The organism is Vibrio qingdaonensis, assembly GCF_026191675.1.
In the GTDB taxonomy this organism is placed as follows: Bacteria; Pseudomonadota; Gammaproteobacteria; order Enterobacterales; family Vibrionaceae; genus Vibrio; species Vibrio qingdaonensis.
The window spans coordinates 20,234-32,471 of sequence record NZ_JAKRRY010000047.1 but is presented as its reverse complement, the minus strand read 5'-3'; the positions used below and the strand labels follow the sequence as shown (position 1 = coordinate 32,471).

At 43.0% G+C, this 12,238-nt stretch carries 11 protein-coding genes; 6 read left to right on the top strand and 5 right to left on the bottom strand.

The window, feature by feature from the left end; translation table 11 throughout:
• Positions 1-454: 454 nt before the first annotated feature.
• Positions 455-1,525 (top strand): porin, encoded by a 1,071-nt coding sequence (locus MD535_RS22810; RefSeq protein WP_265677423.1) that lies wholly within the window; start codon positions 455-457, stop codon positions 1,523-1,525.
• 145 nt (positions 1,526-1,670) lie between these two features.
• Here MD535_RS22810 and MD535_RS22805 read toward each other — a convergent pair whose 3' ends face one another.
• Complete coding sequence (locus tag MD535_RS22805; protein WP_265677422.1) at positions 1,671-2,327, bottom strand: YccT family protein; 657 nt, start codon at positions 2,325-2,327, stop codon at positions 1,671-1,673.
• Between the two features lie 179 nt (positions 2,328-2,506).
• On the opposite strand from MD535_RS22805, the gene cueR reads away from it, so the two are divergent.
• Positions 2,507-2,899, top strand: a complete 393-nt coding sequence (gene cueR, locus MD535_RS22800) for a Cu(I)-responsive transcriptional regulator (protein WP_265677421.1) — start codon at positions 2,507-2,509, stop codon at positions 2,897-2,899.
• Between the two features lie 34 nt (positions 2,900-2,933).
• Here cueR and MD535_RS22795 read toward each other — a convergent pair whose 3' ends face one another.
• Both MD535_RS22795 and MD535_RS22790 read right to left on the bottom strand, forming a co-directional pair.
• The gene (locus MD535_RS22795) at positions 2,934-3,143 is read right to left on the bottom strand and encodes a hypothetical protein (protein WP_265677420.1); all 210 of its coding nucleotides are present in this window, start codon (positions 3,141-3,143) and stop codon (positions 2,934-2,936) included.
• 408 nt (positions 3,144-3,551) lie between these two features.
• Entirely contained in the window at positions 3,552-4,433 is an 882-nt protein-coding gene (locus MD535_RS22790) for a TraB/GumN family protein (RefSeq protein ID WP_265677419.1), read from the bottom strand.
• A 537-nt stretch (positions 4,434-4,970) separates the two neighbouring features.
• Here MD535_RS22790 and MD535_RS22785 point away from each other — a divergent pair.
• From MD535_RS22785 to MD535_RS22775, 3 genes are all read left to right on the top strand, one after another.
• A complete protein-coding gene (locus MD535_RS22785) occupies positions 4,971-5,693 on the top strand; it encodes an oligogalacturonate-specific porin KdgM family protein (protein WP_265677418.1) in 723 nt (240 codons plus the stop codon).
• Between the two features lie 373 nt (positions 5,694-6,066).
• Positions 6,067-6,813 carry a porin gene (locus tag MD535_RS22780; RefSeq protein WP_265677417.1) on the top strand — a complete coding sequence of 249 codons (747 nt, stop codon included), beginning with the start codon at positions 6,067-6,069 and terminating at the stop codon, positions 6,811-6,813.
• Positions 6,814-6,948: 135 nt separating this feature from the next.
• Complete coding sequence (locus MD535_RS22775) at positions 6,949-7,311, top strand: DUF2799 domain-containing protein (protein ID WP_265677416.1); 363 nt, start codon at positions 6,949-6,951, stop codon at positions 7,309-7,311.
• Positions 7,312-7,396: 85 nt separating this feature from the next.
• Here the strand turns inward: MD535_RS22775 and MD535_RS22770 are convergent, their stop codons facing one another.
• Both MD535_RS22770 and MD535_RS22765 read right to left on the bottom strand, forming a co-directional pair.
• On the bottom strand, positions 7,397-7,843 hold the full coding sequence (locus MD535_RS22770) for a DUF411 domain-containing protein (protein WP_265677415.1): 447 nt from the start codon (positions 7,841-7,843) through the stop codon (positions 7,397-7,399).
• 67 nt (positions 7,844-7,910) lie between these two features.
• A complete protein-coding gene (locus tag MD535_RS22765; RefSeq protein ID WP_265677424.1) occupies positions 7,911-10,634 on the bottom strand; it encodes a heavy metal translocating P-type ATPase in 2,724 nt (907 codons plus the stop codon).
• A gap of 164 nt (positions 10,635-10,798) precedes the next feature.
• Here MD535_RS22765 and gltX point away from each other — a divergent pair, with 164 nt between their 5' ends.
• Complete coding sequence (gene gltX / locus MD535_RS22760; protein ID WP_265677414.1) at positions 10,799-12,226, top strand: glutamate--tRNA ligase; 1,428 nt, start codon at positions 10,799-10,801, stop codon at positions 12,224-12,226.
• Positions 12,227-12,238 lie beyond the last annotated feature (12 nt).

Genomic DNA, 12,238 nt, shown 5'->3' with positions numbered 1-12,238 from the left:
TCTTATGAGGCTCTTTTTTTTGCGAGTAACTTCACATTGAATTTATATAAATAATCATATAAATAATTGTGTGATCAACCCGTTATTTATTTACTGAAGGAGGTTTAATGAAAAATCACTGCGAGGCATATCACGTTATTGTCGATCTGGTTTTTTTAACCTATTGATTTAAAACGATTGAAAGTGTTTTTGTTTTTTTATGTAGAAAATAAGATCTTCATCAATAAGTGAGGGTAAAGTTTGCGGTGCCTCCTATTTTTTTTATGGAAAGTGAACGGTTAATTGATATTTTTTGTCACGAAGTTAGTCTTGAATACATGGATACACACAGTGTAGACAGGAAATTAATCAGTACTACTGGTTATCAAAATTAAAAAGGAAATATTTCCCTTCGGCGGCCAACTTAAGGCGAAATATTAAAAAACAGCTATATCCATTTTTAGGAGTTTATTCCATGGAAAAAATGTTTAAACGCACTCTCATCGGTGCAGCAGTGGCGTCACTAACTCTAGCAGGTTCCGTTCAAGCAAGACCTGCAACAGAAACCATTGATTTATACGGTCAAATCGCAATCTCTGTTGCACAGAATGCACAAACAGGTGAGCAAGCACAAGCTAAGCCAATTGATGCAACTAAGAAAAAAGACAAAGTTGTCGTGATGGACAATGAGTCTCGTGTCGGCGTGCGTGGTAGTGCTCAATTTGAACGCGGTCCAAAACTGATTTGGCAATTAGAGGGCGGTAATGTTGGTGATGACGGCAAAGAGAGTGGCTTCGGTGTACGTGATACATACGGCGGTTTTGAGTTTGAAGATGCAGGTCGTGTGCGTTTCGGTCGTATGTTAACACCTATGTTTGAAGTACTTGATGGCTATACCGGTCAAAGTTCAGGCGCAGGTTTCAACGTAGGTAACACGGGTCGTATTAACTACGATCGTCAGTCTAACTTTGGTCGTTATGATTCTGCGGTATATGGTGGCTTCAGCTTTGCGGTTGGTGGTGGTCGTGGTAATGAAGATAAAGCAGGCTCTAACGTATACTCTGGTAGCGCACAATTCCAGAAGGGAGTGTTTACGGGTAAAGTCGGTTACGAAAGAGTTTATGATGTAGATAATGCTGATTTGATTGGTGGAAATGGCGATGGTGAAGCACTTATCGCTGGTTTGAATTTAGATTTTGATTCATTCGGCGGTCACTTAGCTTACATTACTGGTAAAGCAACAAGTAATGACGCCTCTGGTTCTGCAGGTACGAAAGAACTAAAACAAAGCGCTTATAAAGTAGGTGCTTACTATACTGGCATCGAGCATTGGACGTTTAACCTTAACTATGCGATGTCGACAGATTTAGAAAGAAATGGTGTATCTGAGAAAAATAGTGATCAAGCAATCACTGGTCAGGCGATGTACGCTCTAGATCCTCTAGCGGTTGTTTATGTCCGTGTAGTTCACCAGACTGACTCTACAGAGCAGTACGGTGATTACACTGATACTGGCTGGCGTGTCGGTATGGAATACTACTTCTAAGCTAAATCTCAAACTGCTTTTTTTGGCCAGCATGATCGCTGGCCTTTTTTGGTTTTGGTGACTTCTATGTTTAGAGTGCAATATATAAGGCATAAAAAAACACGACGGTAAGTCGTGTTTTCTGGTTTAATTTCTGCTGTATTCGTTAGTTAAGGTTTTTAATCGCCCAAGATAGAAACTCTTCTTTATCGGTTTTTGATAGAGTTTCGAATTGCGCTTTAACGTTGTTTAAGTTCACGGCCGTTTTGCTAGTACTTACTTCTGACTCGGATGGTAGTGATTCAGATGGTATTGCAGCGACAGTACCAAAGTTTCTTAAGCTTGCAGGTTCGTTCGATTTGTTAAATCGCTCCACTTCTGCAACCGTATCAGAGTAGAATTTTAACCCTGCATTGATTTTCCCTTTCTTTAAGCTATTAACTTCTTTACCGTCTTGCAATACCGAGAAGGTCGGTTTGTCATTGAAGGTTGATCCCTGTGCCAGCGTTCTAAGTTTCGGTACATCAATATTAAGCTCTACATCTGCCGCATCAAACGTGGCAACGAGTGGCACAGAGGTGTACTTAGTGCCTTTATTACCGCCATCAGAAACGACTTTAGTAATTCGAAATACCAGTTGGTTCACGCCATTGTTGAGCGTAACGGAATCTTTATGATCAAAGCCGAGACTAGAAAAGCCAACATCTTTTTCATTTACAGTGAGCAGTTGTACATCAATGGGAATATCAACGGTTACTGACGCGTATGCCATTGTTGGCGCAAGTATAAGGCCAGCAAGTAGTGTTTTTACTCGTTTCATCATCACTCCTTGAGATACTTTGCCGACGTGGCAAAATAATAAACATGTAACGGTTATAGTAGTTATTTTGCATCTCGAAGAATAGTGTTTACCTGCAAGCTAGTTTGCTCGTACATCTTTTTGCGAGTAAGGTAACATTTGTTCTCAAGGTGTCATCATTGAGGAATATTAGTGAGGTGTCGATGAATATTAGTGATGTCGCAGGCGCGACCGGATTAACGGCAAAATCCATTCGTCTTTATGAAGAACGAAAATTGATCTCAGAACCGAGCCGAGCCGAGAACGGCTATCGTCAATATAACCAACGTCACATTGACGAACTTACCGTGATTGCGAGGGCAAGAACGGTTGGTTTTTCACTGGATGAATGTCGGGAGTTGGTAGAGCTTGCATTTAGTTGTCAACGGATGAGTGAAAGCGTAAAAAACACCACGATAAAAAAGCGTGAAGAAATTCAGCAAAAAATTAAAGCGCTTCAACAAATGGAGCAGCAATTGACTCAGTGGATAGATAAATGTCCAGGTGATACTCAGTCTAAGTGCCCGATTATTGATGGTCTAAAAGGCGAAGAGTAGAGCGATACTTAGGTTCTACTCTTCTTGATTGGCGTTAATAAATCTTTTTACCACCTAACTTATCACAAGCGCGAATCGGAATGACTTTTGTCGTACCGTCTTCAAGTTTACAGTCGACATACTGACCAGAAGCGGTTTGATTGGAAGCTCCTCCATAAGGTGCATTGGAACCTCCGGTAGTCGCGAAAACAGCCGTTGAAAGTGAAACAGAAGTAATAGCGATAAAAGTAAGTAGCTTATTCATAATAGTCCCTTAATTAAAGTTGTGATACATCTCACACTATTGAGATAGGTTGATTATGAGCAAGCTTTCAGATAATTCAAAAAATATTATGGCATTTAAAAAATTTTTAATTCTAAACAAGTTGAACTTCATGAACGACTTCATCTCGTAAAGGACTGAAATTTAGAATATTTACGAATTGGAAAAGAGGGGCTTACTTAAATGTTGAATCAGAAAACAGAGCGTTATGACTTACTTTGTTTCTAACACAATCTTAGCTTCGTTCCATTAAAGCTGAATAATTACAGCGACATAAGAAAAGCAATTTATCGTATCGTAAAGATAAATCGCCTTTTTGCTGAAACTGGTCGGTAATTAAGTGGATTAACAATAAAGGAGCCTCAAGTGTGTCTCATAATTGAGACGTGCTCATGGCACTTTTATCTGACAACTGACGTGTTTAGACTGGGTTAGCTGCTCGATGACATAACCAAATTGCGACAATAGTTGGATAAGACTCTGTTTGCCGACCAGGTGCAAAGCGCCAACTGCCACAGTAAAAGTACCTTTTGCAAGAGCTGGGTCGGTTGTTAATGTCTTAACCCAGTTTTGGTTTCGATTGACAATAAAATCTTGTTCAAAGCTTTGATCGGTCGAGGCAGAATCAAGCAGCATATTCAGGTTACCACTATCACCAGCCTTCCAAGACTCGATCAAACAGTGCACATTGTTCTCTCCATCTTTCCACTCTGCCAATGTTTGCTTCAACATCGCTACGCCATTATCGTCTTGTTTAGCGAGTAAATTGATTTGAAACTGCAGTGTTTCTAAGCCTATGACTGGAATGCCATTCGTCTTGGCTAGCTTGATTACGGCATTATCAACACCAAATTGAGAATGAAAACCAAAGGATTGAAATTGATAGTTTTGCAAAGTTAGGGCGACTTGCCATGGAGCGAGCGTTTTTATTGTCGCCCAGTCTAATGTTGTCGTATCGACGATACGCTTAAGTTGGAGGTTCTCTTTCGCATTGAGTAAGAATTCTACGTTGTTGCGCTTAGCCTGAGTTGGCATGGTCACCGATTCGGACAAATCAGCCTCTATGATAAGACCATTGCTGTGCCGCAAATTTTGGGTGAGAACATCAGGCAAAGGGTACATTGATGAATCCCCCAAGTGCACGGTACCCACTAAGTAGAGGGTTTGCATATCATATGAGGCTTTCCATACCAATGGCTCTGCTTTAAGAGGCGTGACTGCACTTAGTAAAAGAAGCAACCACCATGTATTCACACCAAGATTCAGCATCATAATTTCCTTTGGTTATGATCGACGGCTCGTCAATGATGGTTATATTGTCTTTGATACCACGCATGACGGCAAGCACTTGACCACCCAACCGCCTTATTTTCCTTAAAGGCTGACCATCAATGTCGTTAATAAGAAGACGAATACTTGATTAACGGCGATTATTAAGCGTTCATTTTTTTATGTGATAAATCTAAAATCATCGATCTTTATCACATTTATTAGCATGGTTACTACGAGTAAAGCGGCGTATAGGCGTGCGTTTAGGTAAATCTGGCGGTATTGCTATGAGTTTTTTGTGAGAATAGTCATGCCGCTACTGTTTTTGCTGTTATATGATAATTTATATTTACGCTGTAAGGTTTTGTTTTATTTGTATTTATGTTTTTTTACCACTCTATGGTGTGCGTGTGATCACTAAAATAAGCTATTTATTTGTTTGCGCGAATTAAATGTCGTTAAATCGTTGCCAAGCCAAACAGGCAATGAATCAAGACCGCAACATAAGTGGTCACCCAAACAACTAAATAGGTATTGATAATGAAAAAAGTTCTCGCTCTAACCGCACTAGCAGTAGCTTCTACAAGCGCATTCGCAGGTTCTTCTTATGTAACTGGTAACGTTCAGTTTCATGATACGTACCTACAAGGCTCTAAAACAACATCTACGCTAGAAGCGGGCCACACGTTTGATTCAAACACTACGCTTTTGGTTGAGTTTGATGCGATCCCTCTAGGTAAAACACAAACACCAGCAGATGGCACCAAAGGGCCATTGCCAGCAACTACGCTAGGTGTAGAGCAAATGTTTAGTGTTACAGACAACCTATGGTTAGCTGCGGGATACCATCACCTAATTCAAGACGGTGAGACTATTCAATATCGTCCATTGGTTAAAATCGGTTACAACTTCGACAACGGTCTTTCTCTAAGTAACCGTACTCGTGCTCACTTTAATAACCAATTAGATGGTCAAGCACGTAAATCTGATACAGATGTACGTTTGGACAACAAAATTGCATACCAATTTGCAGATACTCCTGTAGCGCTGTCTTACAATAACGTATACGTGATTGCTGGTGACAAAGACGCGAAAGGTGATGACAAAGTTAACACTATGGACCACGAGCTTCGTGCAACATGGACACGTACAGGCGTTCAACCTTACGTAGAATTCCGTAGCCAAGCACACGGTCTTGAAGATGCAAACGGCAGCAGCAAAGTGAACAACGCGTTCGTACTTGGTGCTTCTTACGGCTTCTAAGCCCGCGTAAAATATTGTTCATATTTCCATAATACAAAGGTCCCGGCGGGGACCTTTTTTTGTGCCTGGTGCTTTATTATCATGGAGGATTATCTTTGTTGTGAAGGTTTTGGAACATTTTATTGGAACTTTACCTAAAGAGATTTGGGGGAAATAGTAGGCATTAATGTGAGAGGTAGGTAGATTCTCAGCGTAGGGCTAAACTTCTTCTGACTTGCCGATTAGCAAACTGTTACAACACTATGATTTTATGAACATAATGATTTTTTATATTGCTTGGCATTTGTCATTATTTTGACAGTGTTGCCATTTGCCCATTCATCATCAACCGCGCATTATCCTAGCCAAATTTCAGCACCTAAGGATTAATGTTGTGCGCACCTTAATTATCTATCTAACGCTTATTCTCTCTTTTCCTACTCTGGCTTCTTCCTCTTACATCGAGGGAAATGTCCAATTTAATAGCACCTATTTGTACGATTCAAAAGTGACGGCCAAAATGGAGGCGGGTCATACGTTTGATAGTGATACAACCTTGCGTTTTAAGGTTGAAGACATCCCACTAGGGGCAACCCCACATAGCGACCATCATCATAATCATCATGATGTGTATTATGGGCATTCTGCGAGAGCACCGTTGACAACACTTGGAATAGAACAGAAGTTTGCGTTGTCACGTCAGTTTTGGCTCGGTGCGGGTTATGAACACTTAATGCAGCTTGGTGAAACCATGCAGTTTCGACCTCTGTTTAAGATTGGCTATGATTTTGATGAGGGGGTATCACTGAGTCACCGAACCCGAGTGGAAGTCTACGCAAAGCATGACAAGTGGGGTCATAAGCCTGATATGGATTATCGCTTTGATAATAAAATTGCTTATCAATTCAAAACGCATCCTGTCAAAGTTCATTACAACAATGTGTATCATATGGGCGGCGCATATCACCCTTGGTACCCCTACACGGATAACACCATGGATCATGAGTTTCGTTTAACGCTAACCAAATACGCCTTTCAGCCCTATTTTGAATACAAAAGCCAAGGCAGCTTTCGTCACCCTTACTATCGCTCTGGTGTCGCGAACAGCGCTTTCTTGATTGGTGGGAAGTATTTGTTTTAAGGTGTTCGTACAATGCAGTGAATAGCACCAGATGTTACTTTGAATTCCCTCGCAGTATGGTTTTATTTTCCTCGTGACTCATCGACATTTGAATGAGTCACGTAACAATGATTATAAGGTACGGAATGGAGAGTCATGGTGCTATATATTATATTACGCTCAGTTGCTATTTTGGGCTTTGTCACGCTGTTTGTTGGCTGCAGTCAAACCGTTTATCCTCCATCGAATAATGCAGAGGCATGGATTAGTTTTGGATACGAGCAAGCTAAGAAAGGGAACTTGAAGCAAGCGAAGTCTGATCTGAAAGAATATGGGGAGTCTCAATATCTTCATTATTCCGAAGGCTACGAACAAGGCCGTAGTGAATATTGTCAGCAAGATGCATTTAGACTTGGTCGTTCCCGTCAGCCCTATAAGGGTATTTGTGATGAGCTTGATTGGCGATTTCGACGTGACTTCAATGACGGACGCGCCAACCGAAGCTTTGGGCAACTTTAGCGACAGCGACGCAGTTAAAGGCGGATGTCGAGCTGTTATGTTCAACATCCCGCTACTTTGAAATTTTTATCGATACAATGACGGGTTATTCATACGAACGGTAGCTAAACACTTGGCCCTTTTCATTGTACGCTAGCACTTGATACGCATCTTTTTTATCACCATATTCCATACCTGGAGAGCCTAAAGGCATGCCTGGAACGGCAAGCCCTTTAGCATTTTTTGGTGGATTTTCTAAGAATGAGCGAATATCTTCCGCTGGAATATGACCTTCGAAAACGTACTCGCCAATAACAGCGGTATGACAAGAGGCAAGCTCTGGTGTTATACCAAGCTTCTGTTTAATAGGGTTCATGTCTTTATGGTTTTCAACGGCGACGTCAAATCCAGCCTCTTCCATATGAGTGACCCATTCTGTGCAGCACCCACAGTATGGGGATTTATAGGTGAGGACGTTGGTTGCCAACGCAGAACCTGTCACCAACGCCATGGAAAGTGTCAGTGTTTTTATTACGCGTGATGAGTTCGACATTGCTAATTCCTTATTTATTATCATGATGGTTGGTATTTTTATGTTACTTGCAACTTGCATAAGACGATTAGTGTTTACTGGTAAAGTTTCTCAATCTGTTGGCGTTAGTTACTACTGTTATGGACGACAGTGCCATTGCTGCCCCTGCAAAAATGGGGCTGAGTAAAAAGCCAAATAGTGGGTAGAGCACACCTGCCGCAATAGGAATACCCAGTGTGTTATAAATGAAGGCGCCAAATAAATTTTGCTTGATATTCTTAACTGTCGCGCGTGATAGCTCAATGGCGTAGTTAATTGAATTGGGGTTGCTATTCAGCAGCGTCATTGCGGCACTTTCAATGGCTACATCACTGCCTGATCCCATCGCAATGCCGACATCAGCCAGTGCTAAGGCTGGCGCATCGTTAATGCCATCTCCCACCATTGCTACCTTGCCATATTGGCGTTGAAGTGTTTTTATGTGCTCTGCCTTTTGTTCAGGCAATACTTCAGAAATGGTCTGATCAACCCCAATATGTTTTGCGACCGTATTGGCAACGTGGTGGTTGTCGCCTGTTAGCATGACCGTATGAATACCATTGGCTTGTAACGCTGCAATCGCGAACTTCGCTTCGGCTTTGACCTCATCAGCAATGGCGATCACAGCTTGAATATTACCATCGATAACAACAATCACGGGGGTTGAGGCAAGGTGCTGGCTTTGTTGTAATGCCTGTTGAATCATCTCCGTCTCTAAGCCAACACTTTGGATGTGATTGAGTGATGCGATCAATACAGAGCGTCCTTGAATTACACCAGAAACGCCTTTTCCCTGTAAATTTTCAAATTGTTCGACATCAAGATCAGCGTGAGCACTGTGGTCATTCTCCCAGTATTGCACGACGGACTTCGCTAATGGGTGCTCAGAACGTTGTTCTAGTGGCAACACCAGTTGCGCGAGTTCTGGTTCAGAAATATCGAATAAAAACACCTCTTGTACGGTAGGCTGGCCAACGGTGAGTGTGCCTGTTTTATCAAATACTACCGCGTTAACATGGCTTAGTTTTTGTAAGGCGTCGGCGTCTTTAATGAGAATGCCAGCTTGCGCGGCTTTACCAATGCCAACCGTTATTGACAGGGGAGTGGCAAGTCCAAGAGCACATGGACAGGCTATAATTAGCACGGTTGTCGTGACAACAAGCATATAACTGATTTTAGGTTCAGGGCCTACCATGAACCATATGAAGGCAGAGGCGATCGCGATCGCGACAACAATTGGCACAAACACGGCAGAAATGGAGTCTGCGAGTTTTGCGATGGCCGGCTTGCTGCTTTGTGCCTCCCTCACCATGGTGATGATTCTAGACAGTTTTGTGTCCTTTCCTACACCGGAGGCGGTAACAAGCAAACTGCCGTCTCGGTTAAGGGTTCCCGCTGCAACCATATCCCCTTGCTGTTTTGATATGGCGACGGGTTCTCCCGTGAGCATGGATTCATCGACATAACTGTGCCCTTGAGTGACGTGCGCATCGACCGGAATTTTTTCACCGGGCTTGATGCGTAATGTCATGCCAAGCTGTATGTCTGAAATAGGCAGCGAGGTTTCTTTACCATCCATTAGCACTGTGGCGAACTTTGGTTGTAGTGTCATAAGGGCTTGTAGTGATTGATTGGTTCTGGACTTTGCTTTGGCCTCAATGAAATGACCAAGTGAAATCAAACCAATGATCATTACACTGGCTTCAAAATAGACATGGCGTGATTGCAGTGGAAACCAGTCGGGTTTAATCACCACTAACATCGAATATAACCACGCAGAACCGGTACCAAGTGCAACCAAAGTGTCCATTGTCGCGCGTTTGTGCTTTAGCGCACTCAAGGCGTTAGCAAAAAAGTCACGCCCAGCACTGGCAAGTAACCATAAGCACACTAACCCGATGGCTCCCCAAACCGCTTGGTCGAGAGGGTTTCTGATCATCATATTGCCACCGAGCACACCCCAAAGCATTAATGGCGCACCAAGTGATAGGGCGACAATAGTGTTTTTCTTTTGCTGGTGTTGATGATCAAGTAGGCGCTGTTGCTGTAGCGCTTGACTGGCTGAGAGATCGTGAACGATCTCTGCTTGGTAGCCTGCATTGGTCACGGCCGTGATCAGTTGCGCTTCTACATTGTCCGTACTCGTGCTTAGTGAAACGATGGCGCTTTGTTCTGCAAGATTGACTCGAGCCTGCGTCACTGCGCTAACTTGTAAAATAGATTGCTCAACAGACGCGACGCAACTTGCACAGGTCATGCCTTGAATGAGTAATTGAATGTTGCTATCTGTTTTTTTAGTAGCAGTAGCAGTAGCAGAAGCAGGTGTAGTGATAGGGGTTAGGTGTTCAGGCTTAATAAACGCTGATGCGCGGTTGCCATTGTCAGGGTTTACCACGTTAGCTTGATAGCCAAGCTCAGCTATCCAACGTTGTAGTGTATCTTGGTAGTAAATAGAGCGAACGGTTACGCTTTGTTTATCAAGGTGTAGGATAGAAACACCGACATAAGCGCTTAGATGCTGCTGCAGCTTATTCACACATTTTTGGCAGTTTAACCCTTGAAGTACGAATTGATACTCATCCCCAGCATCATAGCCGAGACTTGCGATGACAGGGTAGATAGTGTCTAGCGATGCGGAGCAAGAAAATGTTATGTGTGTCGTACTAATAGCGTGAATGTTAAGATCGCTAAAGGCGTGTTCTAGCGCGGTTTTGAGTTTATTCACACAGCGTGAACAAGACAGACCGGATAAATTTAACTCATAGTCATTCATCATAAACCTCAAAAAACCGTAGTGTGAGGTTACAACATAAACCTTGACGTTAGGGTAAGGTCAAGCTATTCATTGTAGATTTAGCACAAGGTGATAAAATGGCGTCCAAAATTTGCAACGTACGATGACGAGCATCGTGCGCAGTTGACAACAAGGTACTTTCAATGACGGTTAAAACACGTTTTGCTCCAAGCCCAACAGGCTATCTTCACGTCGGTGGTGCACGTACTGCACTGTATTCTTGGTTATTTGCGAAAAGCCAAGGCGGTGAGTTCGTTTTACGTATTGAAGATACGGATTTAGAGCGTAACTCTCAGGAAGCCGTTGATGCGATTCTTGAAGGCATGACATGGATGGGTCTGGAGTGGGATGAGGGTCCTTACTTCCAATCTAAGCGTTTTGATCGTTACAACGAGATGGTTGATCGTTTACTTGCTGAAGACAAAGCTTACAAGTGCTACGCACCAAAAGAGCTCTTAGAAGAGATTCGTGCAGAGCAAGAAGCAAACAAAGAAATGCCTCGTTATGATGCTAACCACCCAAAAATTGTTGCAGCAAATGCTGCGGCAGCAGAAGGTGATGCGTGCGTGATTCGCTTCCGCAACCCGAAAGAAGGTAGCGTGGTATTTGATGACCAAATCCGTGGTCGTATCGAAATCTCGAACAGCCAAATGGATGACTTGATCATTCGTCGTACTGACGGTGCGCCAACGTACAACTTTGTTGTGGTTGTTGATGACTGGGATATGGGTATCACACACGTGGTACGTGGTGAAGATCATATCAATAACACGCCACGTCAAATTAATATCTATGAAGCACTTGGTGCACCAGTACCTACTTTTGCTCACTGTGCAATGATTCTTGGTGATGATGGCGCTAAGCTGTCTAAGCGTCATGGTGCAGTTTCGGTAATGCAATACCGTGATGAAGGTTACTTGCCAAATGCACTAAACAACTACCTTGTTCGTTTAGGTTGGTCTCATGGTGACCAAGAAATTTTCTCGACAGAAGAAATGATTAACTTGTTCTCGTTAGATGCGATTTCAAAGTCTGCTTCAGCGTTCAACACTGATAAATTGTTGTGGCTGAACAACCACTACATTAAGACTTCAGCTCCTGAGTACGTGGCAAAGTACCTACAATGGCATCTCGATGAGCAAAAGCTAAACATCGAAAATGGCCCGGCGATTACCGATGTGATTACCCTTGTGGGTGAGCGTTGTAACACGCTAGTTGAGCTTGCGCAGCAAGTTCGCTACTTCTACGAAGATTTCTCTGAATTTGAAGCTGGTGCGGCGAAGAAACATCTACGCGGCGTAGCAAAAGGCCCGCTAGAAGCGGCGCTTGCGAAAGTGGAAGCGTTGCAAGAGTGGACAACAGAAAATATCAAAGACCAAGTGATTGCAGCAGTGTGTGAAGAGCTTGAAATTGGTATGGGTAAAATCGGTATGCCACTTCGTGTTGCCGTAACAGGTGGCGGTCAATCGCCATCGGTTGATGCGGTAATGGAGCTCGTGGGTAAAGAGCGTGTTATTGCGCGTATTACCATGGCGCTCGCTTTCATTGCAGAGCGTGAAGCAAACGCATAAGGCATGATGAAT

What these genes read in the sequence shown, in the direction of transcription:
- MD535_RS22810 (WP_265677423.1), top strand. Translation starts at nt 455, where the DNA reads ATGGAAAAAATGTTTAAACGCACTCTCATCGGTGCAGCAGTGGCGTCA.
- MD535_RS22805 (WP_265677422.1), bottom strand. Translation starts at nt 2,327, where the DNA reads ATGATGAAACGAGTAAAAACACTACTTGCTGGCCTTATACTTGCGCCA.
- cueR (WP_265677421.1), top strand. Translation starts at nt 2,507, where the DNA reads ATGAATATTAGTGATGTCGCAGGCGCGACCGGATTAACGGCAAAATCC.
- MD535_RS22795 (WP_265677420.1), bottom strand. Translation starts at nt 3,143, where the DNA reads ATGAATAAGCTACTTACTTTTATCGCTATTACTTCTGTTTCACTTTCA.
- MD535_RS22790 (WP_265677419.1), bottom strand. Translation starts at nt 4,433, where the DNA reads ATGATGCTGAATCTTGGTGTGAATACATGGTGGTTGCTTCTTTTACTA.
- MD535_RS22785 (WP_265677418.1), top strand. Translation starts at nt 4,971, where the DNA reads ATGAAAAAAGTTCTCGCTCTAACCGCACTAGCAGTAGCTTCTACAAGC.
- MD535_RS22775 (WP_265677416.1), top strand. Translation starts at nt 6,949, where the DNA reads ATGGTGCTATATATTATATTACGCTCAGTTGCTATTTTGGGCTTTGTC.
- MD535_RS22770 (WP_265677415.1), bottom strand. Translation starts at nt 7,843, where the DNA reads ATGTCGAACTCATCACGCGTAATAAAAACACTGACACTTTCCATGGCG.
- MD535_RS22765 (WP_265677424.1), bottom strand. Translation starts at nt 10,634, where the DNA reads ATGAATGACTATGAGTTAAATTTATCCGGTCTGTCTTGTTCACGCTGT.
- gltX (WP_265677414.1), top strand. Translation starts at nt 10,799, where the DNA reads ATGACGGTTAAAACACGTTTTGCTCCAAGCCCAACAGGCTATCTTCAC.